This window comes from Corallococcus caeni (assembly GCF_036245865.1).
GTDB classification, from domain to species: Bacteria; Myxococcota; Myxococcia; order Myxococcales; family Myxococcaceae; genus Corallococcus; species Corallococcus caeni.
The window spans coordinates 501,910-528,907 of record NZ_BTTW01000007.1 but is presented as its reverse complement, the minus strand read 5'-3'; the positions used below and the strand labels follow the sequence as shown (position 1 = coordinate 528,907).

Annotated in this window: 27 protein-coding genes; 14 read left to right on the top strand and 13 right to left on the bottom strand. The window is 69.4% G+C overall.

Going from position 1 to position 26,998, the window contains the following annotated elements; genetic code table 11:
• The first annotated feature begins 5 nt into the window (after positions 1-5).
• Positions 6-2,060, top strand: a complete 2,055-nt coding sequence (locus tag AABA78_RS29050) for a LamG domain-containing protein (protein WP_338267958.1) — start codon at positions 6-8, stop codon at positions 2,058-2,060.
• Positions 2,061-2,064: 4 nt separating this feature from the next.
• Here the strand turns inward: AABA78_RS29050 and AABA78_RS29045 are convergent, their stop codons facing one another.
• Positions 2,065-3,447 (bottom strand): amidase, encoded by a 1,383-nt coding sequence (locus AABA78_RS29045; protein ID WP_338267955.1) that lies wholly within the window; start codon positions 3,445-3,447, stop codon positions 2,065-2,067.
• Positions 3,448-3,890: 443 nt separating this feature from the next.
• Between AABA78_RS29045 and AABA78_RS29040 the strand changes: the two genes are divergently transcribed.
• Both AABA78_RS29040 and AABA78_RS29035 read left to right on the top strand, forming a co-directional pair.
• On the top strand, positions 3,891-4,781 hold the full coding sequence (locus AABA78_RS29040; RefSeq protein ID WP_338267952.1) for a hypothetical protein: 891 nt from the start codon (positions 3,891-3,893) through the stop codon (positions 4,779-4,781).
• Positions 4,782-4,981: 200 nt separating this feature from the next.
• Positions 4,982-5,812, top strand: coding sequence for a hypothetical protein (locus AABA78_RS29035; protein WP_338267951.1), 831 nt, complete (start codon positions 4,982-4,984; stop codon positions 5,810-5,812).
• Positions 5,813-5,988: 176 nt separating this feature from the next.
• Here AABA78_RS29035 and AABA78_RS29030 read toward each other — a convergent pair whose 3' ends face one another.
• Positions 5,989-7,260: an SBBP repeat-containing protein gene (locus AABA78_RS29030; protein ID WP_338267949.1), complete on the bottom strand. Its 1,272-nt coding sequence runs from the start codon at positions 7,258-7,260 to the stop codon at positions 5,989-5,991.
• Positions 7,261-7,466: 206 nt separating this feature from the next.
• On the opposite strand from AABA78_RS29030, the gene AABA78_RS29025 reads away from it, so the two are divergent.
• Positions 7,467-7,934: a hypothetical protein gene (locus tag AABA78_RS29025; RefSeq protein WP_338267947.1), complete on the top strand. Its 468-nt coding sequence runs from the start codon at positions 7,467-7,469 to the stop codon at positions 7,932-7,934.
• 13 nt (positions 7,935-7,947) lie between these two features.
• On the opposite strand, the gene AABA78_RS29020 is transcribed toward AABA78_RS29025, so the two are convergent.
• The 5 genes from AABA78_RS29020 to AABA78_RS29000 all read right to left on the bottom strand — a co-directional run bounded on the left by AABA78_RS29020 (position 7,948) and on the right by AABA78_RS29000 (position 13,826).
• Positions 7,948-8,784, bottom strand: a complete 837-nt coding sequence (locus AABA78_RS29020; protein WP_338267945.1) for a hypothetical protein — start codon at positions 8,782-8,784, stop codon at positions 7,948-7,950.
• Positions 8,781-11,339: an exonuclease/endonuclease/phosphatase family protein gene (locus tag AABA78_RS29015; RefSeq protein ID WP_338267942.1), complete on the bottom strand. Its 2,559-nt coding sequence runs from the start codon at positions 11,337-11,339 to the stop codon at positions 8,781-8,783. The genes AABA78_RS29020 and AABA78_RS29015 overlap by 4 nt, the downstream gene beginning before the upstream one ends.
• 161 nt (positions 11,340-11,500) lie before the next feature.
• Positions 11,501-11,971, bottom strand: coding sequence for a hypothetical protein (locus tag AABA78_RS29010; RefSeq protein ID WP_338267941.1), 471 nt, complete (start codon positions 11,969-11,971; stop codon positions 11,501-11,503).
• A 196-nt stretch (positions 11,972-12,167) separates the two neighbouring features.
• Positions 12,168-12,917, bottom strand: coding sequence for a metal-dependent hydrolase (locus tag AABA78_RS29005; protein ID WP_338267939.1), 750 nt, complete (start codon positions 12,915-12,917; stop codon positions 12,168-12,170).
• 51 nt (positions 12,918-12,968) lie between these two features.
• A complete protein-coding gene (locus AABA78_RS29000; RefSeq protein WP_338267937.1) occupies positions 12,969-13,826 on the bottom strand; it encodes a helix-turn-helix domain-containing protein in 858 nt (285 codons plus the stop codon).
• A gap of 132 nt (positions 13,827-13,958) precedes the next feature.
• Here AABA78_RS29000 and AABA78_RS28995 point away from each other — a divergent pair, with 132 nt between their 5' ends.
• The gene (locus AABA78_RS28995) at positions 13,959-15,824 is read left to right on the top strand and encodes a M23 family metallopeptidase (protein WP_338267934.1); all 1,866 of its coding nucleotides are present in this window, start codon (positions 13,959-13,961) and stop codon (positions 15,822-15,824) included.
• A gap of 126 nt (positions 15,825-15,950) precedes the next feature.
• Complete coding sequence (locus AABA78_RS28990) at positions 15,951-16,751, top strand: VOC family protein (RefSeq protein ID WP_338267932.1); 801 nt, start codon at positions 15,951-15,953, stop codon at positions 16,749-16,751.
• Here the strand turns inward: AABA78_RS28990 and AABA78_RS28985 are convergent.
• The 5 genes from AABA78_RS28985 to AABA78_RS28965 all read right to left on the bottom strand — a co-directional run bounded on the left by AABA78_RS28985 (position 16,661) and on the right by AABA78_RS28965 (position 21,484).
• Complete coding sequence (locus AABA78_RS28985; protein WP_338267929.1) at positions 16,661-17,644, bottom strand: alpha/beta hydrolase; 984 nt, start codon at positions 17,642-17,644, stop codon at positions 16,661-16,663. The genes AABA78_RS28990 and AABA78_RS28985 overlap by 91 nt on opposite strands.
• A gap of 37 nt (positions 17,645-17,681) precedes the next feature.
• Entirely contained in the window at positions 17,682-18,281 is a 600-nt protein-coding gene (locus AABA78_RS28980; RefSeq protein ID WP_338267926.1) for a TetR/AcrR family transcriptional regulator, read from the bottom strand.
• A gap of 63 nt (positions 18,282-18,344) precedes the next feature.
• Entirely contained in the window at positions 18,345-19,244 is a 900-nt protein-coding gene (gene mtgA / locus AABA78_RS28975; RefSeq protein WP_338267924.1) for a monofunctional biosynthetic peptidoglycan transglycosylase, read from the bottom strand.
• A gap of 73 nt (positions 19,245-19,317) precedes the next feature.
• Complete coding sequence (locus AABA78_RS28970) at positions 19,318-20,091, bottom strand: DNA/RNA non-specific endonuclease (RefSeq protein ID WP_338267921.1); 774 nt, start codon at positions 20,089-20,091, stop codon at positions 19,318-19,320.
• A gap of 145 nt (positions 20,092-20,236) precedes the next feature.
• Positions 20,237-21,484, bottom strand: a complete 1,248-nt coding sequence (locus AABA78_RS28965; protein WP_338267919.1) for a sterol desaturase family protein — start codon at positions 21,482-21,484, stop codon at positions 20,237-20,239.
• A gap of 66 nt (positions 21,485-21,550) precedes the next feature.
• On the opposite strand from AABA78_RS28965, the gene AABA78_RS28960 reads away from it, so the two are divergent.
• Positions 21,551-22,138, top strand: coding sequence for a cyclic nucleotide-binding domain-containing protein (locus AABA78_RS28960; protein ID WP_171412305.1), 588 nt, complete (start codon positions 21,551-21,553; stop codon positions 22,136-22,138).
• A gap of 181 nt (positions 22,139-22,319) precedes the next feature.
• Positions 22,320-23,306, top strand: coding sequence for a glutaminase A (gene glsA / locus AABA78_RS28955; protein ID WP_338267916.1), 987 nt, complete (start codon positions 22,320-22,322; stop codon positions 23,304-23,306).
• An 88-nt stretch (positions 23,307-23,394) separates the two neighbouring features.
• Here the strand turns inward: glsA and AABA78_RS28950 are convergent, their stop codons facing one another.
• Positions 23,395-23,856, bottom strand: coding sequence for a hypothetical protein (locus tag AABA78_RS28950; RefSeq protein WP_338267914.1), 462 nt, complete (start codon positions 23,854-23,856; stop codon positions 23,395-23,397).
• A 491-nt stretch (positions 23,857-24,347) separates the two neighbouring features.
• Here AABA78_RS28950 and AABA78_RS28945 point away from each other — a divergent pair, with 491 nt between their 5' ends.
• The 6 genes from AABA78_RS28945 to AABA78_RS28920 all read left to right on the top strand — a co-directional run bounded on the left by AABA78_RS28945 (position 24,348) and on the right by AABA78_RS28920 (position 26,820).
• Complete coding sequence (locus AABA78_RS28945; RefSeq protein WP_338267912.1) at positions 24,348-24,653, top strand: hypothetical protein; 306 nt, start codon at positions 24,348-24,350, stop codon at positions 24,651-24,653.
• A gap of 130 nt (positions 24,654-24,783) precedes the next feature.
• Complete coding sequence (locus AABA78_RS28940; protein ID WP_338267911.1) at positions 24,784-25,080, top strand: lipoxygenase family protein; 297 nt, start codon at positions 24,784-24,786, stop codon at positions 25,078-25,080.
• Positions 25,077-25,208 carry a hypothetical protein gene (locus AABA78_RS28935; RefSeq protein ID WP_338267909.1) on the top strand — a complete coding sequence of 44 codons (132 nt, stop codon included), beginning with the start codon at positions 25,077-25,079 and terminating at the stop codon, positions 25,206-25,208. The genes AABA78_RS28940 and AABA78_RS28935 overlap by 4 nt, the downstream gene beginning before the upstream one ends.
• A gap of 9 nt (positions 25,209-25,217) precedes the next feature.
• Positions 25,218-25,700 (top strand): NUDIX hydrolase, encoded by a 483-nt coding sequence (locus tag AABA78_RS28930; RefSeq protein WP_338267906.1) that lies wholly within the window; start codon positions 25,218-25,220, stop codon positions 25,698-25,700.
• A gap of 136 nt (positions 25,701-25,836) precedes the next feature.
• Positions 25,837-26,247 (top strand): response regulator transcription factor, encoded by a 411-nt coding sequence (locus tag AABA78_RS28925; protein WP_338267903.1) that lies wholly within the window; start codon positions 25,837-25,839, stop codon positions 26,245-26,247.
• 156 nt (positions 26,248-26,403) lie between these two features.
• Positions 26,404-26,820: a response regulator gene (locus AABA78_RS28920; protein ID WP_338267901.1), complete on the top strand. Its 417-nt coding sequence runs from the start codon at positions 26,404-26,406 to the stop codon at positions 26,818-26,820.
• Positions 26,821-26,998: the final 178 nt, after the last annotated feature.

Here is a 26,998-nt window from a genome sequence, read left to right as displayed (position 1 = left end):
ACACCATGAGACCCATGTATCAATACGGCGCGGCCGACGTCCGCTTCGGTCAGTACGTTTCGCTGGGCGGACAGTGCCCGCTCGACCTGAGCGGAAGTGCGTCGTACGCCATCGGCTTCTGGGTGCGCCCGCGCGTTCCCATCTACGACGGCAAGCTGCTGGCGTCCGGATCCGCCTGGTACCTGGGACTGCACGGCCTGCGGCTGTCGTTCGCCCTGCCGGGCATGTCGCGTCAGGTCTCGGAGCTCGAGCTGCGGCCCGACGTGTGGCAGTACGTCCTGATCAACTTCGTGTCGACCGGCGCGAGCGCCGGCAACTACACGGTGTACGTGGATGGCACGGTCCTCATCCAGGGGACCCAGTCCAACCTCGGCCGGAGCGACACCCCGTTCGTCCTGGGCATGAGCAGCGACGCGCAGTTCTTCAACGTCGCCTTCTGGTCCGCCGCGCGGTCCGGAGACCAGCTCAAGCCGGTGTGGGACGTGCCGCAGCCGGACCCGACGCTCGTCGCCTGCTACAGCTTCAGCGACGGCGGCAGCGCTGACGTCTCCGGCCGCAACCTGGGCAACGCCAGCCTCTTGAATGGGGCGCAGGTGGTGATGCTGGCCCCGTCGCTGCGGCTGGTGAACGCGGCGGTGCAACCCTCGCCCCGCGACAACCTCACGGCGGTGGCGAACGGCGGCCCCTTCAGCGTGCAGGCGTGGTTCAACCTCGACGCTTCCTCACCCTACCAATCCGACACGCACGCCCTGTTCTCGTGCATGGACAGCGTCAGCAACCAGGGCTTCATGCTGGGCCTCTCCTGGAGCAACAACGCGTACGACCTCACGATCGAGGTGCGCGCCCCCTCCGGCGGAGGGGGCTGGGGCCGCCTCTCGCAGCTGCCCCCCGGCGGGTGGCACCACCTGGCCGCCACCTATGACGGCAGCCTGCTGACCCTCTACCAGGACGGCCAGCTCGTCATGAACATCCCCGGGGTCGTCATGCCCACGCTGGCGCAGCCGGTCTGGCTGTTCGGCTCCCAGTTCAAGTCCGATTCGCCGGGCGCGATCGCCTACAACTTCCAGGGGCACCTCCAGGGCGCGGGGCTCTGGTCCCGAGCGCTCTCCGCCAGCGAGGTGCAGCAGTACATGTCGCAGGACCCCAGCGACGTCGACGGCTGCGTGGCGTACTACGCCTGGAACGGTCTGGCCCTGGGCAACCAGGTGACGGGCAACCCGCCGCTGTTCCAGAACACGGCCACCCCGGCGCTCGTCGCGACGCTGCCCTCGGACTCCACGCCGCCGCCCGGCGTGGCCAGCTCGACGCAGCAGTTGAAGTCCGACCCGCCGTTGCCCTCCGCGCAGCTGAGCTTCGCGCAGCCGGTGTCCTTCCCCGAGCAGAAGCTGGTGACGCAGGACCAGGCGAAGAGCATCCTCGCCTCCCTGGAACCCCTCGTGGCCACCCTGCCCGAGTCGATGCGCGAGCAGTTCCGGTCGCTCTCCCGCGACAACCTGTACCAGGGACTGGCGCGGGTGGGCGCCTCCGGGAGCGCGCCCGTGGGCGCCTTCACCGGCGAGGTGCAGGGGAACCAGTTCGTCTTCTTCCACCACACCGCGCGGGGCAAGGTGGAGGCCGGCCGGATGCAGCTGACCGCGGCCATCAGCCCGTGCGTCGGGTGGATCGTCACCGTGGCCGCGACCGGCTTCTCCATGCTGCTGGCGGCGTTCGGCGTGGGCTTCGCCGGAGCCAAGCTCATCTCCCCCATCACGGAGGCCGTCACGGAGAGCACCCCGCTGCTCTACGCGGTGAAGGACGTGGCGGAGAGCGCCACCCTGGACGCCGACAGCATCATCCGGATCATCAAGGCGTTCTACGCGGCCGGGACGCTGGGGAAGATCTTCGGCGCCGTGCTGACGGGCGGCTGGTTCACCGTCGCCGCCAACTGCGCCCTGCTGATGGTCCAGGTCGCCGCGCTGTGGGCCACCGGAGGCGCCTACGTGGCCATCGTCATCCTCCAGCTCCTGGCCAACTTCGCGATGTTCCTCTACGCCATCAGCCAGAGGCCCGCGGGCTGCTGACGCGCTACGCGCCGCGCAGGTCCACGCTCCGGACGAACGTGGGCTTGCGCCGCGCGTGCGAGGCCTGCTCGTAGGCGTAGGCGAGCTTGAGCAGCACGGGCTCGCTCCACGCGCGGCCGATGAAGGACACCCCCACCGGCAGCCCGTGCACGTCGCCGGCGGGCACCGTGATGCTGGGATAGCCGGACACCGCGGCGGGCGTGGAGCTGCTGCCCAGCCAGTGGTCTCCCAGCACCAGGTCGATGGGGCCCGCCGGTGCCTGGGTGGGCGCCACGAGCGCATCCAGCTTGTGCTGGTTCATCACCGCGTCCAGGCCCTCGGCGCGCGAGTACCGGCGGCACGTCGCGAGCGCCTTCTTGTAGGCGGCGTCGGTGAGCGGGCCCTTCTTCCGCGCCTGGAGCAGCAGCTCCTGGCCGAAGTACGGCATCTCGCGCTCGCGGTGCTTCTCGTTGAAGGCGATGAGGTCCGCGAGCGTCCGCACGGGGGCGCCCTCGCCGAGCTGTGCGAGCCAGGCCTCCAGGCCCGCCTTGAACTCATACAGCATCACCTCCAGCTCGGCCTCGTCGAGCTTCGCCATGTTGGGCAGCGTCACCGGGTCCACCAGCACGGCCCCTTGCGCCTTCATCACTTCGAGCGCGCGCTCCACGATGGCGTCCGTGGCCGGATGGTAGCCGAAGAGCCGCTCGCGCGGCACACCGATGCGCGCCCCCTTGAACCCCTGGGGGTCGAGGAACTTCGTGTAGTCCGGGTGGGCGCGGCCCTTGCTCGCGGCGGTGGCCGCGTCGAGTGGGTCCTCACCCGCGAGCACGCTCAGCAGCGCCGCGGCGTCCGCCACGGTGCGCGTCATGGGGCCCGCGGTGTCCTGGGTCGAGGAGATGGGGATGATGCCCGCGCGGCTGACGAGCCCCACCGTGGGCTTCAAGCCCACCAGCGAGCACGCGGACGCGGGCGAGACGATGGAGCCGTCCGTCTCCGTGCCCACCGACACGGCGCAGAAGCTGGCCGCGGTGGCCGCGCCCGAGCCGGAGCTTGAACCGGAGGGGGTCCGGTCCAGCGCATAGGGGTTGCGGCACAGGCCGCCGCGTCCGCTCCAGCCGCTGGTCGAGTGCGTGGAGCGGAAGTTGGCCCACTCGCTGAGGTTCGTCTTGCCCAGGAGGACGGCGCCGGCGGCGCGCAGCCGCTCCACGATGAAGGCGTCACGCGGGGGGACGGCGCCCACCAGCGCGAGCGAGCCCGCGGTGGTCTGCATCCTGTCGGCCGTGGCGATGTTGTCCTTGATGAGCACGGGGATGCCGTGCAGCGGCCCGCGCGCGCCCTTCGCCTTGCGCTTGGCGTCCAGCGCGTCCGCCAGCGTGAGCGCGTCCGGTTCAGTTCGATGACGGAGCACAGCGGCAGGTCCCCGGTGCGGTCCAGCGCACGGATGCGCCCGAGGTAGGCCTCCGTCAGCCCACGCGCGGTGTACCTGCCCGACTCCAGGCCCGCGCGCAGCTCCGCGACCGTCACCTCCTCCAGCGCGAAGGCCCCGGGCGCGGCGGCGGTCGGCGTGGCGGCGCGCGCATCGCGGGCGGCCAGCGCCCCCGTCACGGCCGCCGCGGCCCCGAGGAGCGTACGGCGGGAGAGACCCGTCGGGTTCACATCGGAAGCAGCCGTCTTCTTCGTCATGGAGGAGGCACCCGTTCGTGGAAGGGCGCCAAGTGGACCCGATTCCCCCACCGGGAGGAAGCGCCGTGGCGAGCACGCCTCACGCATGTGTGACAAGGCTGGCACAATCCCAGGCAGGTGCGGTGTCACTGGCGTGTGATACAGGGAATTCCTCACCTGGAGATCCCCATGCGTCTACGCGCCCTTGCCTTGACCTGCTTCGCCGCGCTCGCGGCCTGTGACAACACCCCCATCGAATCCGAGTCCCCGGAGGAGCTGGGCGTCAGCACCGCCGCGGCGACGGCGACCCGCCTCTACGCCTCGGTGGGCGACAACGAGCTGAGCTTCGAGACGCTCGGCACCTTCGAGCAGCGTGACGGCGTGCGCGCCCTCGTCATCCACGCCACCGCGAACCGCTACCTCGCGGACGTCCTCAGCTTCGTCCCGGATGACGCCTTCGGCGACGCGAACATCATCAGCGAGCGCCGGTTCGAGATCGTCCTGCACGACGGCTACGAGCTCAACACGGTGCTCTCGGGCCTGCCGCTCTTCGTCAAGGTCACCACGAACACGGGGACGCCGCGCGCGTACACCGCGCGCATCGTGGTAGCCCCGCGCTTCTTCGACTTCCGCGGTGACTCGGGCATCTGGATCGACGAGGCGGTCACCCCCCGCTACGTCATCCAGCCGAACAACAACCTCCTGTACCGGGGCCACGCCTCGGCCTCCGGGTACATCGACTGGCTCTCCGTCACGGCGCCCGACGGCATCCCGTCCGTCTGGGGCCGGCCCAACTACAAGCTCGACTGGTCCTACCCGACGCTCCAGCAGGCCATGGACCCGCACACGGTCCCGCTCAACTTCAGCGCGGGGGGCGACAACGGCGCGACGATGCAGAAGACCGCCCGGCTGGTGGCGCGCGTGACGGAGCTCGCGCTCACCGACGGCGACGCCTACGACGTCTGGCCCAGCCCGCCCTGCGACCCCGTTGTCTCCAACTGCTACCACTCGCAGCCCGCGGGCACGACGGACTTCAGCCAGTGCGGCACCTACCGCCAGGTCCTGCGCTGCACGTACTGAGCGACCCGCGGCAGGTGTAGCCCGGAGGCTGTCGCCCCACTCGGCCCCCTCGCGGCTGGTCAGCACCGCGAGGGGGCTCCCCCCTGGCAACGCCCGCCGAGCCCCGCAACGTGCGATTGTGGAGACACAGCCGTGCCCGGACCGCTCAGCGAGCGATACGGCTGCCGGCAGGACCTCGAAACCCAAGGCCTCCTTTCCACATGACTTCAGCCTCCTGGCGCCGGACCTTCGGCCTCACCGCCACCCTGGCCCTCTCTGCCTGCGGTGGTTCCGACAGCAACGCCTACCTGCTCGACTTCGGCTACGGCTCGGACACGCTCGTGCTGGGCACGAGCAGCTTCGAGCAGGCCCCGGATGCCTTCGGCTCGGCCGACCGCATCTACTTCAAGGTGGACAGCCTGACGTACAGGCTGGCGGACCTGCGGATGGACCTGCCACCCACGATGCGCTGCGAGGACGCCAAGGAGCTCCTCTCCCCAGCGATGTCCTGTGAGGACGCCGTGGCGAGCATCCCTGACTCGCCTTACCTCCCGGGCCCCGAAGAGGGCAGTCATGGCGTGCTGCACCTACCGGGCCCCGTGGAGGTGGGTTCGGCCAGGCCCCTGACCGTGGGGGGCGAGCAGGTGTTCGTCCCTCGCGTCTCCTACGACGCCATCGACACGCGGTGGGCCCCGGGGACACCGGAGCACCCCAGCTTCCAGCTTCGCGCGCGCTTCATCTACAAGGGCAGGCCCCACATGCTGGAGTTCGCATTCCAGTCGGACGAGCCCATGCGCTTCGAAATCCGGGGCATCCCGACAGGGCTGCCCAGGGAGTTCGCGGACCATCCCGCCGCCTTCGGCGGGACCCTGGACATGGACGACTGGCTCAAGGGCACCGACATCGGCGGCTGCCTGGCGACGGGGGACCTGACGCTGGACGGGAACGTGCTGCGGCTGGAGACCGGACGGGGCGCCTGCGCGGATGCCGCCACGTACCTGCGGCTCAACATCCAGCAGAGCGGGAACCTGTTCGTCGGGCTGCGCCGGTAGACACGCCCGCGGGCACGACGGACTTCAGCCAGTGCGGCACCTACCGCCAGGTCCTGCGCTGCACGTACTGAGCGACCCGCGGCGGGTGTAGCCCGGCGGTGGTCGCGAACAGGCCTGCTCTCCCATGGGGCGTCCCGGGGGAGCAGGCCTTCGTACGCACAGGGGTGTCTGTCGAATCAGAAGCGGGCGAGGAAGGCGTCGTAACCGCCGGCGGAGGTGTTGCCGCCGAGGCTTCCGTACGTCTGTCCGACGACGTAGGTGGCACCGGTGGCGTCCACGGCCACGCCGCGGGCCATGTCCGGGCTCGGCGTGCCCAGGGTGCGGGTGCCCTGCTTGTTGCCGAGCGCGTCGTAGCGGGTGAGGAAGGCATCGGAGAGGCCCGCTTGCGGGTTGCCGTCGAGCGTGGAGGAGGTGTAGCCGACGACCTGCACGACGTTGTCCGGAGTGACGGCGACGCCGAACGCGTAGTCGGGCTGCGTCCCTCCGAGCATGCGGCTCCAGTCGCGGTTGCCGGCGCTGTCGTAGCGGGCGAGCAGCACGTCGATGGTGCCGGAGTTGGTGTTGCCATCCAGGCTGCCGAAGGTTTCGCCAGCGAGGTAGACGGCGCCGTCGGGGCCCACGGCGACGCTCTTTGCGTCATCGAGGTCGCCCGCGTCGATCTGCCGGACCCACTGCTGGGCACCGAGGATGTCGAGCTTGAGCAGGAAGATGTCGCTGCTCACCGGCGCGGTGGTGCCGTCGAGGCTGCCGGAGGTGTTGCCGACGACGTAGACCTCGTGAGTGGGAGTGACGGCGATGCCGCGCGCCACGTCGTTCATGGCGGTGCCGTACTGCTGGAGCCAGTACGGGTTGCCCCCCGTGTCGTAGAGCGCCACGACGATGTCGTAGTTGTTGGGATTGCCGCCGTTGGCGAAGCTGCCACCGGTGTAGCCGGTGAAGTACAGGGTGTCGTCCGCGCCAATGGCGATGCCGGTGGCGAAGTCATCCATCCGCGTGCCGTTCTGGCGCAGCCACAGGCGATTGCCGGCGGCGTCATACTTGGCGATGAAGAAGTCGATGCCGCCCGAATTGGTATAGAAATCAAAGCCGCCGAAGGTGGTGCCAGCGACGTACGCATTGCCGTCCGCGTCGGTGGTCACGGCGATGGCGCGGTCCGTTCCCGAGGTGCCGAGCTGGTGGACCCACTGGAGGTTGCCGGTGGTGTCATACCGGGCAACGAACGCGTCCTGACCGCCGGCCTTCGGTTCGACGCCGAGCTGGCTGGTCGTCTGGCCTACCACGTAGACGCTCGTGCCGGAGACGGCCACGGCGTTGGCCTGCTCATCCAGGGTGGCGCCCAGCTGGCGCACCCAGGCCGGAGGCGGGACCTGGGCCTCGGCGACGGAGGGGGCACTCGCGGCGCAGACAACACTGGCGAGCCCGAACATGCTCAAGAGAGGGTGTTTCATCGCGAACTCCATTTCTCAGCGGGGGAACTGAGCCGTGGGCCGGGAAAAATCTGCTACCACGGCATCCCTGTAAGACCACGAGAAGCGGGCGCGCGGAAGCTGGGTAGAGAAAGACACTGAGCACAAATGCAAAAGAATTCCCCGGGGCCCTTCCCTCGAGGAGCGGCGGTCCGCATTCCCGCACACCGCTTCCACCAGGAGCCTTCATGTTCCGGATTCCGTCCCTGTGCCTCTGCCTGTTCGCCTCGCTCGCCATCGCGGACGAGTCCGCCTCCAAGCCCGCGCGGCTCACCGTGGCCCAGAAGAACGGCTGGGCCGTCTATGACGCGGAGCTGAAGAAGAAGGAGGACGCGGTCAACAAGGCCTGCGGGTCGGCGGTGAAGAGCAGCTACGACAGGTCGACCTACCCCGCCTTCGACCCGATGAAGGACCGGACCCAGAGCGCATGCCAGATGGCCGTGGGCACCCTGGTCGAGGTCTGCGGCACCGCGGATGGCAAGGCCGCGGTGAAGGAGGCCGTCACCAAGACGGTCTGCAAGCTGTCGACGGAAGGAACCAAGGTCTCGCTCGATGGGAGCGTGCTGACCATCTACATCGACCCGGCGAAGACCTCCATCGTGGGCAAGCAGGACGGGAGCTACAGCTGGAAGAGCGCCTACGAAGAGGTGCTGTAGCTCGCGGCTGCCGTCAGGGGGCGGGCGCCGCGGACTCGTTCACGAAGACGTCGTGGAAGTACGCGTTCGCATACCCCAGGGGCGCGGGGGTGCCGCTGGTGCAGGTGGGCAGGTCGTGGGTCACCACCAGGGCCTTGCCGGAGTTGCCGGGCGCATGGGTGTCCGTCACGGTGTAGGCCCCGTACACCTCCGGTTGCGTGTCCCGCTGGAACACGAAGCGGTGATTCGCCACGTCCCACTGGAGCCGCAGCGCCGCCTGCTCGCCCTGGTGGACCAGGCCCAGGTCCGCCGCGAAGAGCTGCGTGCGTGTCGAGCACGTGGAGTTCGTGCACCGCTCGATGACCGCCTCCACCCGCAGCGCATTGGAGCCGACGGGGTCCGTGGACCGCGAGACGGTGCGGATGGAAGCGGTGACGTCGTCCTGCAGGCTCCTTCCCACCGCGCCCCGGGTGTTGAAGAAGTGGCCCGTGAGCTCGGCGGTGCTCTGGGCCGCCGGAGTCCCCGCCGGGGCCGTGCACCCGGTGCTCCTGGCGTTGTTCAGGCGCACCTTCGCCGCCATGGCCGTCACCGCCGGTGACTGGGAGAAGAGCAGGCCCAAGCGCCCCGCCCCCGAGTCCGAACGGCTCATCAACCGCAGGCGGGTGAAGGCCAGCTCGCGGACGGAGTCCAGCCGGGTGCCGGTCTGCTCCTCCACCCACCGGGCCGGGTCGATGCCGCGGATCTTCGTCGCGCGTGGAGGGTTGGGCTCCATCGGGTTGAAGTTGTCGTAGGGCACCATCGGCTCGACCGCCTGGGCCGTCCCGCCCAGCACCAGTGCAAGCACCGCGCACTTCAGGTTCATCGTGCTCATGGCGATTCCAGTTCCTTCACGTTGAAGTAGTGCCGCACGCGGGCGTTGTCGCCCGTGGCCGTGTCGTGTCCCGCGGTCTCCACGGTGATGCCGTTCTCGTAGCCGTCCATGAAGCTCCCCAGGAGCTCGACCCCGGTGAGCCAGTCCATGGCCAGCAGTTCGCCCTTCACCCGGCGCAGCACGCCGCTGTTCGCGAAGAAGGTGAAGTGGGCGTCCTTGTCGTCCGCCGCCAGGAGGGCGCTGCTCTCGGGGGTGGAGTCGTAGTGGTCGTTCGGGCCGGAGTCCGACTCCCAGATGGCCGACGTCATGTTCACCGTCCCGGAGAATCCGACCGGCAGGTCCGGGAAGGGGAAGAGGTTGTCGGGGCCCGTGTGCACGAGCCAGTTCGGGTAGATGGTCTGGTCCTCGAGGATGTTCGGGAAGGCGTTCACTTGCGTGAGGCCATTGGCGGTCATCAGCACGCGGGGCGTGAACCAGTCCGCGCAGCAGCCGCTCGCGGTCTCCAGGTCGGTGACCTGCTTCACGGCGTACTCGATCCGGTGCTTCTTCATCGGGTTGTACTTCACGACGTCCTTCACGCGCGCCAACTGCACGGTGACCTCCACCATGGCGTGATCCGACAGGCATTGCTGGATGAGGTTTCCCTCGGAGTCCTCGCTGCCGGAGGTGGGATCGAAGTGCGGGTTGACGCTCGCCGTGGAGCCGTTGAGCAACGCGAACGCGGGGAAGTCCAGGGTGTCCTCGGCGGGGAACACCAGGACGTAGTCGAGCCGCTTCTTGGCGTTCAGCTCGTTCACCACGTTGTCGGTGCAGACGCTGGACAGCCACGTTCCGGCCGCCATCGGGTCCGGCCCGGAGACCGCCCGGGCCAGGTCCCGCGTCTCGGAGAACTGCGTGTTGGCCTTGTCGAACTCGCTCAGCTTGCGGATGTCGAGGAGGCCGGGGCCCACCATGTCCGCGTAGTGGGCAAAGCCGACGTCCGTCTCCGCGCCCTTGGGCCCCAGGGTGTTCAGGTCCCCCAGCAGGAAGGCGGGGCGGTCCAGGCCGCTCGGCCAGGTGCCCTGGGGAAAGGCGTCATGGACGTCAAAGCCAAACACGGTGTCGGTCAGGGGGCCGCCCTGGCGCACCTGCTGGACGTAGGCCTTGATGTTGGAGAACTGGTTCTCGCGCGCGGTGGTGTCGGGCCCCGACGTGTTGTCTCCCGCGTTGACGTGCGTGCAGAACACGTCGACGAACTCCGCGTAGTCCGTCCCGGCGGCGACCGTGGGGACGTCGTGGTCGTCGACGATGACGGGGGCCGTCGCTGCGGGCGTGGCGATGCGCGCCCAGAGCACACCCTTGGCCTGGGCGCAGTCGCTGCCCGTGCACATGCCGAAGGGGAAGTGGTGCACCCCGCCCTCGAGGATCTGCCGCGAGGACAGCAACACCAGCCCCGTGCTGAACAGGGACGGCTGGAGGACGTTGTCGTTCAGCTCGGTGACGGCCTGCATGGGCGGCAGCTGCGCGTTCGCGCGCAGCGCGTTGACCTTCTCGATGAGCTCGCCGCGCTCATGGGCCATCCAGATCTCGGAGATGCATGCGACCTCCTTCCGGAAGATCCGCTGGGCCACGGTATCGATTTCACCCGAGCCGCCATCGTCGACCCAAGCCGTCACATCGGGCATCTGCCCCACGTTCCACATGGCGAAGCTGAGTGGAATCGGGGTCGGGCTCGCGAACTCGAGCGTCTCCCAGGCGCCCGTCAGGGTGCCTCCGGCCGACGGGCCCGAGAAGTTGGGGAACCGGCCGCCACCCACCGTCTGCGCGGAGGTCGTCGGGATGGGCGTGTGCTCGATGCCGAGTCCCAGCTTGCGCACCGTGGCCAGGAGCGGCTCGCTCGCGCCTCCGGCGGGGAGGCCCGGCGCCAGCTTGATCTCGAACTCGATGTGGACGTGGGTCGGGTCCGAGGCAGGGCTCGACACGTTCACGGTGGTGGGCCAGGCCTCGGTGGGGGCCGCGAGCGCGATCCAGCCATTCGTACCGTTGAGGAGGTCCCCCTTGCTCTGCACGGTGTTCGCGTAGCCCTTGACCGTGGAGTAGCTCAGCGTAATGCGCCGGTCCTCGCCACGAGGCACGTACGCGCCGGGGACCTGCTGGAGGGTTTCGCCGCGCTTCGCGTCGAGCCAGACGTTGACGGTGCCCTCCAGGCCCACGAGGTTCCCGCTGGCGTTCCTGGGCCGGGGCAGGCGCATGCCAATGAACAGGGATTGCGCGTGGCAGGGGTTCTGGGGCTTCCCCACGTTGCACTCGTCCGCGGTGTAGCTGGCGTTGTCGGAGACGTAGAGGAACAGGTCCCCGTTGGGCCCTCCGTTCACGAAGTCCTGCAGCGGGAACTTCTTGCCGTCGGCGTACTCCAGGGGGGCCACCACGCCGTCCGCCGTGGGCTGGACGCACGGAGTGCCGGGGCTGCAGTGGACCAGCGCGTCCTGGGGGAGGAGCTTCGTGACGGAAGGCGCCGCCAGGGCCCCCGTGGGGATGAGGCCGGCGAGGGCCAACAAGAGTGGAACGCGTTGCATGATGCCTCCGGGTGGAGCCCCTGGAGTGCACCGCGTATGCCGTGTGGCTCCCCCTGCGAGGCCGCGAGGACGACGGCAAGGCTTGCCGTGGTCGTGCAGGACTTGCACACAAGCCTTGCCACCTCCCGCGTCCCACGGGGCCAGGACGGGGGGCGAAGCCTTCAGTCGTGACGGGCGCTGGAGCTGCTCGGGGCAAGACCGGCCTTCAGCCGCCGCGCATGGGCCCGGGCAATGAAGGCCCCCATGTGCACCCCCGCCTCCTCGAAGCGGAGCGCGGCGCGCTCGAGCGCCTCCTCCAGCGACGCGACCACCTCATGCTGGTCCGTGGAGGGCCGGATGAAGCTGGTGACGGCCCTCGCCAGCCTCGCGGTGGCCGAGTTGACCACCACGAAGAATCCCTTGCAGTGCTCGCGCGCCAGGTCCGCGGTCGCGGTTTGATGATCCGCCAGCATCATCCGCTGTGAATGGGTCAGCGGACGGGACCGGGAGAAATCAATCACCAGGACATAGGGCTCGCGTCGCTTGATGAGGTTGGAAAGGCTCTGAAGAAGGCTCTCCATCTCCTGGTCCGTCGTGGTGTCGCCGCGTTGGACGATGACCAGCGGCCAGAGTGCTTCATCAAGGGTGTACATGGAGGAGAGGTCTCCGCCGGCGAGGACAGGTGCCCTCGACATGTAAGCCGGGAACGCGAAGTCGCATCAGTGACTTCCGGTGAAACATGCAACACCCGGGTACCGGTGTGGCCGAACGCCGGATCAGGAGTCACGCGCGCCGCTTCCGGGGGCCGCGGGCCTCGCTCGCTTCCCCTCCTCCAGCCCGGGGGGCCACTCAAAGTGACGCGGCGATGCCCGGGGTGAGCCAGCGCACGCGTGTATCGCTTCCAAGGGCCTCGCGCGCCTGGGCCTCGGTCGCCAACGGCTCGAAGGTGCCGAAGTGCATGGGCACGATGACCGAGGGCCGGAAGTACTTGCGCACCGCGAGCGCCGCGGTCCGGGGGTCCATGCCGTAGCGCCCGCCGCCCACGTTGAGGAGGACGATGTCCGGGTGCAAGAGCTCCTGCACCAGGGCCATGTCGCCGAACAGCCAGGTGTCGCCCGTGTGGTAGAGCGAGCGTCCCCCGGGGAGCACCAGGACGTAGCCAAGGGGCCGACCGTCAGGCTCGCACGAGTGCATGGCCGGGACCGCGTGGACCGTGACGTCGCCGATGCGCGTGGAGCCGCCGACGTTCACCGTGAGCTGCTGGGCCTCCGGGACCTTGAGCCAGCGCAGCGTCTCCCCCGTACCGACCACGGGAGCCCCACTCAGGCGCGCCAGGGTGTGCACGTCCTGCGCGTGGTCCCCGTGCGAGTGCGTGAGCAGGATGGCCGCGGGCGGCGTCCGTGCGAGGCGCGCGAGGTCCTTCCAGGCCTCGGGCGCACGCGGGTTCTCCTTCAACCAGGGGTCGATGAGCAGGCGCGTGCCCCCGGGCGAGACGACCTCGAAGCCGGCGTGGCCGAGCCAGGTGACGTGGAACTCCTGGGGCGGTGGGGTCGGCGCTGCGCCGAGCAGCGCCGCCAGGAGGGACAGGGAGAGGAGCATGGTGCGGGACCTCGCGAAGGCTCCGGCGGCGGGACCGACCCGACGGCGGACTCAGCGGCGAGGATGTGGCACCCGCTCCGCGCCCTTCTTGGGCGAAGTTGACGTGCCGCGCACGGCGCGCGCGTAGGCCCCCGGGCTGGTGCCGACGATGCGCACGAAGTGCCGGTGCAGCTGGCTCTGGTCGTAGAGCCCCACCTCCAGGGCCGCGCGTGCGGCGGGGACGCCCCGGGCAAGCAGCTCGCGCGCCCGCGAAACGCGCAGGTGCGTGAGGTAGGCATGGGGCGTCAGCCCGAGCTCCTGACGGAAGGTGCGCAGCAGGTGGAAGCGGCCCAGGCCCGAGGCCAGCGCGAGCGCCTCCAGGCTGACGCCTTTCACGACCGAGGCGTGCAGCAGGTCGCGTGCACGCAGCGCCGCGCGGCGTGCGCGGGGCACCGCCTCCACTGACGCGCTGGCGCTCGCGCCCAGCAGCGCCGCGAGCATCCCGGCGAGCAGGCATTGCAGCGCGAGCGCATCACTGCCCGGATCCCTCAGCGCCGCGTGCAGGGCCAGCGCCTCGGCGCGTCCGATACCGCCAGAGAGCGCGGGCAGGTGGGGCGGTGCGCGCAGCCCGAGCTCGCGTGCGGCTCCCTCCACCACCGGCACCGCCAGGGTCAGCGACTGGGCGGTCACCGGCGCATGCACGCGCAGGTCGCGGTGCACCTCTCCCGGCTCCTTCAACTTCAGCACCCCTTCGGCCTGCGTCCAGGCCCGCCCTCGGTACCAGAAGTCGAAGGCACCCGCGTAGACCACCGTGACGCCGTAGCGCGTGGAGACGCCGGACCACAGCCGCGTATCCCCCGCGACGCGGACCCCGTCCACTCCCGCGAGCCGCGCGGGCAGCACCACCAGGCCAGACTCGTCGCGTCGCATCGTGCCTCCAGTATGGAGCAAGCCGGGGCAACGCCAACGCATGCCGTGCTGGAGGGCGCTTCCGGGGGAGCGGGTCTTGGCACACGCGTTGCTCTGGAGGCGGCCTGCCCCAAACCAAGGACCCCAGCACCCATGATGAACCTCCGCACCCTGCTGCTGTTGTTGCCCTGTCTCCTGTGGGGACAGCTCGCGTCCGCCCAGACACCGGACGTCACGACCTATTACGAACCCATGGAGGGAGGCGCCATCCGCTATCTCACCATGGCCTCCCCCTACCTCGGCGGGCCAGGGCCCAGCCACCAGGTGTCGCTCGCGCTGGCGTTGCGCAACAACCAGGCGACGTCCGTGACGTTGACCTCGGTGCTGATCGACTTTCCCGGAACGACGCTGCTGACGGGCATGTCCACCAACCTCGTCGTGCCCGCGAACGCGGTCCGCAACTGGGCGTTCAGCGCCGCTGACAACATCATCCTGCCGAACCCGGCGCCGACCAGCATCCGCATGCGGCTCTTCTTCACGGGCTATGCGAACCCGCTGATGCAGACGTTCACGCTCGCCGCCTACCAGGCGGACACGCCGTCCGGCAGCAACCGCTTCTGGGGCCGTGTGGGCGACCTGCGTCCCCACGAATACTGGCAGGGCATGGGCGCGGTGCACGGCGCGAGCGTCCAGGGCTGCCAGCTCTTCGCCTATGACGTGGGGGTCTATGGTTGGACGGGCTCCGGCTGGTCCGACCTCCTTCCGGGCACGGACGGTTCGCAGAACGAGCACTACCGGCAGTGGGGCAAGCCCATCTACGCCGTCACCGGGGGCACGGTGACGGACTTCGTCAACACCGACGCCACCAACTTCCCGGTGGGCACCGTCAACCCGGCGTCGCACGGCGGCGGCAACAGCTTCACCATCGACAACGGCACGTATCTGGTCGGGTACGCCCACATGCAGGCCGGCTCGCTCAACCCCGCCCTGCTGACCGTGGGCGCGGTGGTCCACGAGGGCGACTTCCTGGGCCTCGTGGGCAACTCGGGCAGCTCCTCGAAGCCGCACCTCCACATCGGGGCGATCGCGTCGGACGCGTCGCCGACGCTGTGGTCCCCCCAGTGCGGAGGCTCGCTGCGCCCCCTGCCGCTCGACAGCGCATACGCCATCGACCAGGCGATGCTGACGCCCTGGATCGGCGTGGAGCATCTGGCACCCTGGTCCCCGATGAACGGCGTGGGCATCCCCAGCGGTGCGGCGCCCAATCACATCAACTCGCTCCTCTGGCCCGCGGCGAGCTCGCCGGCGGTGCTGAGCAACTCCGTGGTCAACGACTTCGCGGTGGGCTCCAATGGCCAGCTGTGGACCGTGGGCAGCACGGGCGCCGTCCTCACCACCCATGACCGCCTGAGCGTCCCTGTCAACACCGGCGTCTACCTGGACGTGAACCCGGGCGGCAGCGCGAAGGCCATCGCCGCCACCGCCACGATTCCGTATCTGATTGGGATGAACGACTTCGTCTACCGGGGCACCAGCGCGGGGTGGGTCCAGACGTCGCAGACGGCCAAGCGCCTCACGGTGGATGAGTCCACCGGCAAGGTCTGGGTCATTGGCCTGGACGACAAGGTCTACTCCTTCAACCCCGCCACCCTCGCGTGGAGCGCGCAGGCTCCGACCTCCGCGACGGGCAAGGACATCGCGGTCGCGCAGGGCATCCCCTACATCATCGGCATGGATGACCGCGTCTGGAAGCACAACGGCTCCTCCTTCGTGCAGCTGCCCGCCACCACGACGCTCAAGCGGCTGGCGGTGGACGGCGCCACCGGCAAGCTGTGGGGCATCGGGGCCAATGACGGCCTCTGGTCCTCGGCGACCGGCAGCACCTGGGCCGAGCACCCCGGCGGCATCCGCGCCTTTGACGTCACCCTGTTCCAGGGCACCCCGTACGTGCGCGGCCTGGACAACGGCGTCTGGAAGAAGGAGTCCTTCGGCTCCTCCCGCGTCAACGTCGTCCAGTAATGAGCGACGGGGCCCCCGGGGAAGGACCGGCGCTCCTCCCCGGGGCGGCCCCCCTGCTCTTCCCTCAACACGGTGCACATCCGTCCGCTACGCTCTCCCGCCGCTGTTCACGAACGGAGTGAGACCATGAGCGCCGGAAGCTTCATCTGGTACGAGCTGATGACCCACGATCCCGACGCGGCCGCCAGGTTCTACGGCGCCGTCGTGGGATGGAAGATCTCCGACGCGCCCGCGCCCATGCCGAACGGAGCGGACTACCGGATGATCATGCGCGGCGATGGCGGCTCTGCCGGCGGTGTGCTGCGCCTGTCCCAGGACATGCTGCGCAATGGCGCACAGCCGTGCTGGCTCGGCTATCTGCACGTGGCGGACGTCAATGCCTCCATCCAGGCCATGGTGGCCGACGGCGCCAGGGTGGTGATGCCGGGCATGGATCTGCCCGTCGGCAGGATCGCCATGGTCGCCGACCCGATGGGCACGCCCTTCTACGTGATGACGCCGATTCCACCGCCCGGCAAACCCAACGCGAAGAGCGACGTCTTCGATGTGAAGGAGGTACAGCGCATCCGCTGGAACGAACTGGCCAGCCCCGATCTCGCGCGCGCCAGGACGTTCTACGCGAAGCACTTCCACTTCCAGTTCAACGACGTGATGCCCATGGGCCCGATGGGCGATTACTGCTTCATCGACCACGATGGCGTTCGGCTCGGCGCCATCATGCAGAAGCCCGCCGGGAGCCCCGGTTCAACCGGCACCTGGCTGTTCTACTTCGGCGTCCCCTCTATCGCCGAGGCGGAGCGCGCAATCACAGCCAACGGCGGCAAGGTGCTGCAAGGTCAGCACGAAGTGCCCGGCGGCGACTGGGTTGTCGTCGCGACGGACCCCGCGGGCGCCGCGTTTGGTGTCGTAGGGCCCAGGGGCGAATGAAGCCAGGAGCGCCCTCCACGGTCGGACGTGGAGGGCGGCCGGCCCTCCGCCAGGAAGTCCACCGCGGGCGACAGCACCTCCGGCGCATAGAGGATGCGGAAGTGCCCCAGTCCCTCCGTGCGCGTGAGCTTCGCGCCCGGCCATGCGCGCGCCACCGCTTCGCCTGCTTCCAGCGGCACCTCGCGGTCCCCCACGTCGTGGAAGATTCGCAGCGGCACGTCCAACCCTGGCGCGAAGGCAGGCAGCGCCAGGTCCGCCAGCCGCATGTCGAAGCGCGCCTCGATTCGCGCCGCCATCCGTCGCCACAGGGCCTCTGACAGGCCCACCGTGTCCGCGAAGGCCCGGATGCCCGCCAGCGGATCCGCCGGCGGCGAGATGAAGACCGCGCGCTCCACCTTCATCCCCTCCCGCAGCGCCACCGCCGTGGCCGCCGCGCCGAACGAGTGCGCCACCACCGCGTAGGGCCCACCCGTCGCCTCTCCCACGGCCGCCACCATTCCCGCCAGCTCCGGCAGCGAGCTGGTGCGCCCGGAGGACGCCCCGTGCCCCGGCGCGTCGTACGTCACCACCGAGAACCCCGCGTCCACCAGGGGCTGCACGAAGGCCGTGAGCTGCCCACCGTAGCCGCTCCACCCGTGCACCAGCAGCACCCGGGGGCCCTCGCCCCAGCTCCACACCGCCACATCCTCGCCCTCCACCCTCAACATCCGGGGCTGGCCCCGCGCCAGCACCGCCTCCGCCGTGCGCGAGCGCCGCGGCCGCCGAGGCGTCAGGAACAGCCGCTCCGACCACGCCGCCGCCAGCCCGGGCGCCACCGCCCCCAGGCTCCGCGCCGCCGCCCGCACACCCCACAGCGCCATCTTCGTCCGAACGTTCGTGCTATTTTCCACCATGATGAGGTCCTCCTCGAAGGACACGGCAACGACAAGGTCAGGAAGTGGGGGTGCGCGCGGCGGTGACGAGCGCTTCGAAGGCCCGGCGGGCTCGCGCCTCGGCCTGGGGGTCTCGCATCAACCGCTGCGCGTGGTGGAAGCCCAGCATCACCGCGTACTGGTCATGGGCGAACTGCTCCACGTCCAGCGCCTCGCGGAAGTGTCCTTCCGTCACGGCGATGCGCGCGGCCTGGGCCAGGCAGTCCAGCCAGTCCCGCTGGCTCTGCACCAGCGTGTCCCGCGCGGGCCCGGGCGCGTCGTCCAGCTCCGCCGCCGCCGCCACGAAGATGCAGCCGCCCTCGAGCACCTTGTCCCGGTCCCACGTGAGCCAGCCATCGAAGAGCGCCCGCACCCGGGGCTCGCCGCGGGCCTTGCCCAGCGCCGGGCGGACGACGCGCTCGGTGAAGACGACGGTGGCCGCCTCCAGGACCTGCACCTGAAGCTCCGTCTTGGACTTGAAGTGCGCGAACAGCCCGCTCTTGGAAAGGCCCAGCTCCTCCGCCAGCCCCCCGATGCTCAGCCCCTGCAGCCCCACCCGGCTCGCCAGCCGGACGGCCGTCTCCAGGATGGTCTGATGGGTGAGCTCGCCCTTGCGCATGACCTATTCATAGAACGGTCGTGCTTTTCGTGCAACCGCTTCCGCGGAAGCCCTGGGAAGGGTTCAGCTCCCTGCGGGCAGCGCGGCGCCGGCCTCCGCCACGAAGCCGGGCGCGGGCGGTTCGCCAAAGAAGCGTGAGAGTTCGGCGTTGGCCTCGCGGGCCTGCGCCCCGCTGATGCGGCCCTCGCGCTCCAGCCTCCCGACGATGACGCCAGCGCGGGTGCGCAGGGTCTCGGGCCGCTGGGCCGGCAGCCAGCGGCGCGGGGCCGGCAGCATGGCCGCGAGCATCGCGCCCTGCGCCACGCTGAGCGCCCGCGCCGAGACGCCGAAGTGCTCGCGCGCCGCAGCCTCGATGCCGTAGACGCCCTCACCCCACTCCACGACGTTCAGGTACAGCGCGAGGATGCGCTGCTTGGACAGGTGGGTCTCCAGCTGGCGCGCGAGCAGCAACTCCTTGCCCTTGCGCAGCAGGCTGCGGTCCGTGGAGAGGTAGAGGTTCTTCGCCAGCTGCTGCGTGAGGGTGGAGGCGCCGCGCCCCAGGCGCGCCTCGCGCACCGACTGCTCGAAGGCGTTCTCCACCTCGGTCCAGTCCACGCCCTCGTGCCGGTAGAAGCGCGCGTCCTCGGAGATCAACACGGCGTCCACGGCGTGCGGGGCCACCGCGCCAAGCGACACCCAGGCCTGGCGCGCGCGGGGCTTCCTGCCTGCCTCGAGCGCCTCCTCGGCTCGCTGCGACATGAGCGCGGTGGTGCGCGGGTTCTGCGTGCGCAGGAGGCTCACGTCCGGCATCCGCGCGAACTCCACCCCGAGCCAGAGGGCGAGCAGCAGCCAGCCGCCGAGCGCCCAGCGACCCCAGCCCGGGCCGGAGCGCTTCGCCACGACGCGCCGGGCGCCGGAGGAGAGCTGCTTCGTCTTCTGCGTCCGGACGGTGGAGGTGCGCGCTGGGGGCGGACGGGAGGCCATCGGTGCACCTACATCTGCCCCGGGATGTAGCGGCTGTCCAGAAGACGGCCGGGATGGCACCCGGCGGCCTTCGTCAGTTGCAGCCCTGGCTCGTCAGCCAGTTCACGCCACGGGTCCGCTCGTTCGTGCCGTTCGAGCCGCCGTAGTCCACGTTCGAGAAGGACATCGACACGGCGCTCCCCGTGGACTGGTTGGTGATCTCCATCGTCAGGGTGTTGGGGATGAGCGCGGTGGAGTTCGGATAGTTCGCGCCGATGGCGTAGCGCAACCGGCCAATCGGCAGGCTCGCGCAGTTGGCCATCTTGTTTTCAAGCTGCAGCCAGTTGCCACGGTTGAAGTTGGCATCCTGCGGCACAAGGTTCGCCCGGCCGCCCCAGCCCCCGAGCTGTGAGCCGATCATGTGTCCGCCGTCGTAGTCGTTGCTGGGGTTCTCCGCGTCCCCCCACTGGCCCACGTTCGTCTGACAGGAGTCGACGCGCGGCGCGGCGGTGATCTTCGGCAGATCCTTGTACGCACGGTTCGGACGGCCCACGCTGTCGATGTAGTAGTACTCGCCGTCGAAGCTGTGCCACTTGCTCCGGTCCGTCGACGGGAAGAACTTCGGGCAGTCGCTGATCAGCTGCGCGGTGACGTTCCCGTGGGCCACGTACCCGACGCCGTAGGGCGTCAGCGCCTCCCGGATCTCCTCCTCCGTGTGGCTGTCGAAGAAGTCCATGAGGCCGCTCGGGCCACCGAAGTCCTGCTCGAGCTGACGGGTGACGTCTTCTCCGCCCAGGTCCGTGGCTCCGCAGCCGCCGAGCAACAGACCCAACACCACCGCGACCGAGAGCTTGTTCAGGGTGTGCATTCTTCCGGCTCCTTTTCGCGGCCTCGATTACCAAGAAGTCGAGAGAAACACGAGAGGATGGTGATAAATACCTTGCCGGAATTCTGTATCAGCCCTGATACAGCATGTTTCACGTACTCGCGGTGCCACGGACAGGCACCCGTCGTCAGCCCGGGAAGGACGTCGGCAGGGACCTCCGGCCGGCGCCACCGCGCGCCACCCGCAGCCAGACCAGCGAGACCATCAGCCACGACGCCGTGAGCGCGCTCCACGCCTGGGGCGCGCTGGCCCAGACCAGCCACAGCGTCACCGCCACGCCCATGGCGAGCACCCGCGCGAGCTCCAGCGGCTCGCTCCACCCCTTCGACTCCAGCATCCCGCTCCAGGCGGTCGCCATCACCCAGAGCAGCAGGCTCAACGCGACCTTCTGCCAGCCCGACAGCGGTGAGGCATGGTGGCTCACCAGGAGCATGAAGGGCATCGCCGCGAACAACTGGAAGACGAGGTACCCACGGACGCCGGGCAGCTCCCGGGAGTGGTACTTCACCTCCGCGCCGTCCTGCTTCCAGTACCCCAGCGCGCGCGGAGGGAGGTCCGCGGGCCGCCAGCCCGTGGGCATCACCCAGATGCGCAGCTTGTCCCACGGGCGCTTCGTGGCGACGGCGTCCGCGGCCAGCCGGGCCCACGCCTGGAAGTTGATGGCCGTCGGGTCCCAGGTGTTCGCCGGGGTCGTCAGCCCGTAGGAGCACGGCTCGGTCTCCTCCGCGTAGGTGCCGAACATCCGGTCCCAGATGATGAGGAAGCCCGCGTAGTTCTTGTCGATGTACGCGTCGTTGCGCGCGTGGTGCACGCGGTGGTGCGACGGCGTGTTCAGCCACGACTCCACCCACCTGGGGAGCTTGGGGATGACACGCGTGTGGGGGATGAACTGGAGCACCAGGTGGAAGGCCACCATCGCCAGCACCGCCTCCGGCGGGAAGCCCACCAGCACCAGCGGCCAGTAGAAGAGGAAGGAGAAGAGGCGCTGCGTCACGCTCGCGCGCAAGGCCACCGCGTAGTTGAGCTCCTCGGTGGAGTGATGCGGCGAGTGGGCTGCCCAGCCGATGTTGGTGCGGTGCCCGAAGCGGTGGAACCAGTAGAAGAGGAAGTCGACGCCCAGGAAGAGCGCCACCAGTGACAGCGGCGACGAGGCGTCCAGCCGCCACGGTGCGTACTGGCCCAGCTGTGTGAAGAGGGGCAGCACCAGCAGGGCCACCGCGACGTTGACGCACTGGTTCATCACCGCCGTGCCCATGCTCGCGATGGAGTCCTGGAAGCTGTAGTAGCCGTTGCGCCGCGCCACGCACCAGGCGAACTCCGCCAGGGCCAGGGCAATGACGAAGGGCGTGGCCACGGCATAGACGTTGAGGGACATGCCCCCGGTATATGTTTCTCCAAGCCGCCTCCGCCTTAACCCAGGTCAAGCCCCGGTCCCCGCGACGTGAGATTCCCCAAGCTCTACGAGCGCCTCGCCACCCTGGCCCCGCTTCCTCCCGAGGAGTGGGTGAAGGCCGAGGCCGTGGCGAAGGAGCAGTCGCTCGCGAAGCGGGAGCTCTTCCTGCGGCCGGGAGACGCAGCGGACCGGTTCGCGGTGGTACTGCGGGGCGTCTTCCGGGGCGTGCGCGTGTCGCCGCGCGGGGGCGAGTCCATCAAGGCCTTCCGCGCCGAGGGAGAGCTGATTGGCGCCTATGCGGAGATGTTGCAGCGGCTGCCGTCGATGACAGCGATTGAAGCGCTCGAGCCGAGCCACGTGCTGGTGTTCCAGACGCAGGACTTCCAGGCGCTGGAGCGGGGCCACGTGTGCTGGGAGCGGCTGGCGCGCCGGGTGGCGGAGCAGCACTTCATCCTCAAGGAGCGCCGCGAGCAGGAGTTCCTGGAGCTGTCCGCGGAGGAACGCCTGGTGAAGTTCTGGGAGGAGCATCCCCACCTGAAGGGGAGGATTCCCCAGCGCGACGTGGCGGCCTACCTCGGCATCACGGAGGTGGCCCTGAGCCGCATCATGTCACGGCGCCGCAAGCGCGCGGAGTGAGCGGGACCGAGGTAACCGGTCCCACGGTCGCATCCGCTGTGCCGCACCGGACCCCATGAATGGACAGACGTGCAGGTCCAGGCCCGTGCACATGTGTGACATTGACATCCCTTGGAACGCGACGGACCTTCCAGGCAGGAAGCGCCGCTTCCTCCGCTCCTGGACGCCGAGGCCGTCACGCATGGACACGACAGCCGAGCCCCCCTTCATCTCCACTGGACAGCTCCCCTCCGCGGAGCAGGTCCAGGCGTGGGTGGACGAGGCCTACCAACGCCACCAGGGGAACACGGAGGGGCAGTGCTCCCAGGTCTACCCTGCCCTGGCGAGGGTGGATCCCCGGCTCTTCGGCGCGTGCGTGGTGGGCATCAACGGCGGCAGCCATGGGGCCGGGGACGTGGACCATCCCTTCTCCATCATGAGCGTCTCCAAGCCGTTCGTCTTCGCCCTCGTCTGTCAGGCCCTGGGGCCGGAAGTGGCCCGGCGCAAGCTGGGGGTCAATGGCACGGGCCTGCCGTTCAATTCGGCCATGGCCATCGACCAGAGCCCGGATGGACGGACGAACCCGATGGTGAACTCAGGGGCGCTGGCGACCACGAGCCTTGTTCCAGGCAGCAGCCCCGAGGCCCGGTGGCGGTTCATCCATGAGGGGCTGTCGCGCTTCGCCGGACACCGGCTCGCGCTCGACGAAGAGGTGTATGCCTCCGCGAGAGAGACCCACCACCGCAACCAGGGGCTCGCCTTCCTGTTGCACGGCCTGGGCCGTCTGGAAGCGGATCCGGTCCTGACGACGGAGCTCTACACCCGCCAGTGTTCATTGGCGGTGACCGCCAGGGAGCTCGCCGTGATGGGGGCGACGCTGGCGGACGGAGGCGTCAACCCGCTCACGGGGGCGCGCGTCGTCGACGAGGAGGTCTGTCATCACACGCTCGCGGTGATGGCCACGGCGGGGATGTATGAGACCTCCGGGGACTGGCTCTACGACGTGGGGGCCCCGGGAAAGAGTGGCATTGGCGGCGGCATCGTCGCCGTCGCGCCGGGAAAGGGCGCGTTGGGCACCTTCGCCCCGCTGCTCGACCCGGCGGGGAACAGCATCAAGGGGCAGCTCGTCGCGCGGTTCCTGGCCCCACGGCTCGGCTTGAGCCTGTTCATGTCCCGCCCCAACCCCTGACCCCGCTGCTGGTTTGGGCCCTGGCCGACATCCCTCCATTTGGCGTCCGCCTGAAGGGGCTGGGGCTACCGATGCACGGTGGGTGGGCTCATTCGCTGAGACGCCGTCGCTCGCTGGATCGGAAGGAATGCCAGACCTGGTCGCGAACCTCGTCGCTCAGGCCCAACGCCTCGGCGCGCTTCAACAGGGCCCCCAACTCCTCGGCGCTCAACAGCGGCCGCAGGGCCGCGTAGCCCTCCTGTTGGAAGAACTGGAACACCAGCACCCGGGCCGCGACCTCGCGCAAGTCCTGCTGGTCGCCGACGACGTGGGCCTTCGCGAGCCGCGCCAGGACGGTGCTTCGCTCCAGGAGGGCTCCCCGCTTCAGGCTCAACTCGCTCAGCGCCCAGAGCGCATTCGCTCGCTGCCGGGTGGAGAGCTGGCGCTGTTCGAGAATCTCCACCAGGGCGTCGAACACCTCCGGTCCCCGCTTGCGGAGCGCATCAAGTTCGACGGGGACCCGCCACTTGTCCAACTCATTGACGAGCCAGCGATACGCCTTCGCGTCCATGACGACCCTGCTCCCAGCTCAAGCGGCGAAAATGTGACGTGGACCGGTCCCCGTGGTGCCAGCAAGGCACCCGGGGGCTCGCGTACTGCTGGAACCGCGCGCTGGCGGTGCTACCAGCTGTCCCCGCCGCAGGAATAGCCCGCGCCGTCACACCGAACCCAGCCGGGGCTCCCCGGAGCGTCCGTCCGGTAATCACACGCGAACTGGCCCGAACAGCTCACCGTCATGCCGTTTTCACAAACCAGCGACAGATAGCAGGGGCCTGGATGGTTGGCCGGCGCCGATTCCGGCTCGACGGCCATAGCGAACGCGGGAACCATCGTGCCGATCCCCACAACAACACCCAGCGTGACCGCAAGCCACTTCGACATGTGGACGACCTTTCGCGAGGGCAACAGCCAGGGTCTGGGGGCCTTTGCGTTTTCCTCATGGCTTGCGTGATCCTTGGCTGGATGGGAGTCCCCCATGTCGCGGCTCCCAAGGAGAACCCCATGCGCGCAGTCTTTTCCCAGGTGAAGCAGTCGTGGACGTGTCTGCTGGTGGCGGGGGCGGTGGCCCTCTCCGGCTGTGGCGGAATGGAGGCACCTTCCAGCGAAGAGAGCGAGGCGCCGACGCACTCGGCTGCGGAGTACTCCGAGGGCGACTGCGACGGCCCCAATGACTGTCCGGTGAGCGGACCGTATGTCGACTGTGGCCCGGGCCTGCCCATGGCGTTCGCGTGGCGGACGAACGATGGTGGGTACTGCATGGAGCGCAACGCCTGCGGCCCACGTGGATACGCCTGTCCCGCCTGGTAGCTTGAAACGCAGGACCCGCGCGGTCCGGCTCACACCGTGAGCGTGCTGCTGCGGCCCCACTTCGAGGGCACGCTGTACATCAACAACGCCGCGCAGGCGAAGCTCATCGCCCCCCGGCGGCGATGTGGACATGCTGCTGGGCGGCACCATCCAATCCAGCCGCGCCGTCACCGTGGCCTCGCTGCTGGACGACCCGGACTACGACTTCACCCAGGGCATGCTGCCGCGTGCGCTGGAGCAGCGCGGGGTGATGGATCCGGACCTGGACTACCCCTACCGCGAGGACGCGCGGCTCGTCTGGGGCGCCATCGAGCAGTGGGTGCGCGCCTACGTGGGCGTCCACGACCCGGACAACGCCGCCGTGGCCGGGGACGCCGCGCTCCAGGCATGGGCCGCCGAGCTGGTGGCCCAGGACGGAGGCCGGTGAAGGGCTTTGGCGAGGACATCGGCGGCGTCATCGGTCAGCGCAACGCGACTCGCTACGAGCCCTACCCCTACCTCGTCCCCTCGCTCATCCCCCAGAGCATCAACATCCGAGCGTTCGTACCGGGGTAGCCTCCCCCCATGAGCACCCCGATCGACCCCTTCGTGCGCGTGGCCTATCGCGGCGCCTACCACCTGGCGCTCGCCTGGTGGTTCGTGCGCCGACCGCGCACGGAGGGCACGCTCGTGGGGGTGTGGCGGGGCCGCGAGGTGCTGCTGCTGCAGAACTCCTACAAGCAGGCCTTCTCCCTGCCGGGAGGCGGCCGGCATCGCGGCGAGTCCCCGGAGGAGACGGGCGCACGGGAGCTGCGCGAGGAGGTGGGGCTGCATGTGCCGGCCTCGCGGCTGCGCGCCGTGTGCGAGCTGCACCACACGGATGAGTTCAAGCGCGACCGGTGCCACTTCGTCGAGCTGGAGCTCGACAGCGAGCCCCGGCTCGTGCTCGACCAGCGCGAAGTGGTGTGGGCCCGGTGGCTCGACGTGGAGACCGCGCTGCGGCTGCCGCTCATGCCCGTCGTGCGCGCCTACCTCGAGGACGCCGCGCGGCGGCGCAGCGGCCTTTGAGTGAGCTGGATTCCAGATTCCGGAGCGCGGTCCAGGAACTGGAATGGGCCCTCCCACCTCGCCCGCCAATCCCTTGCAATGACTGGGACTGGCGGATGACACCGCGCGTGGCACAACCGCTGCACTGTTGTTGTGCATGCTCGGTAAAATCCTCCTCCTCGATTCGAAGCCCCCGGTTCGTGGGGCGACGGCGCGTCACCTGACGGCCGCGGGCTTCACCGTCCTCACCGCTCGCACGGATGGGCAGGCGCGGAGCCTGCTGGACACCCACCTGTTCGACGCGGTCCTCATCGACCATCCCTTCGGCCGGCCCGGCATGGAGGAGGGCCTGCGCTTCGCGCGCGACCTGCGCCTGCACGACTCGCACATCCCCCTCCTGCTGATGACGGCGCTGCCCCTGGACGAGGTGCGGCACTCGGCGTGGGCGAGCGGCATCACGAAGCTGCTGCCCAAACCGCAGCTGATGCCGGTGCTCATCCTCCACCTGTCCGCGCTCATCCCCGCCGCGGCCAACGAGGACCGGCCCCAGCCCATCCCGATGCGCTAGGAAGCCAGGCGCGCGGCGTTCCAGGTTCCGGTCCGGATTCCGGAAAATGGATCCGCAAGCTGGACAAGCTCCCGCCAGGGACGCTCTCCGGCCAGGCCAAACGGCCGTAAAGACGTCTCCGCGCTTTATTCCCGAGTCCTGGCCCCAGGCTTGCTCATGCCTCCCCGAGTGCCCCGGAACCTGCTGATCATCGATGACGAAACGGTCCTGTGCTGGGTCCTGGGCCGCTTCTTCTCCAGCGCGGGGTACGAGGTCGACTCGGCCACGGACCTGGACGAGGCGCTGGAGCGCGTGAAGCACGGCCGGTACGACCTGGTCATCAGCGACCTGCGCCTGAGCGGCACGCAGTCCGAGGAGGGGCTCATCATCGCGGAGCGGTTGCGCGAGGCCTCTCCGGACACACGCATGGTGCTGCTGACGGCGTTCGCGACGCCGGACCTGGGTTCGCGCGCGCAGGCCCTGGGCGTGGACCTGGTGCTGAGCAAGCCCCAGCCGCTGCCAGACCTGGCGGTGCACGTGTCGCAGTTGCTGGAGGCTCCACGCCAGGAAAGCGCGCGTCGCCTCATGCCTTGAGCGGTAACGCGCCGGGACTTGGGTGACAGCGGATCCGGATTCCGGAAACTGGATCCGCAAACAGGACAAGGCGCACCGCATGGCCGGGGCCTTCATTCCAAGCCCCCGGAAGAATTCAGTTTCGACCATCTGCTCAGGCTGGCCTTCGACTTGCTCTTGGGAGGTCGCCTGCCCCGCT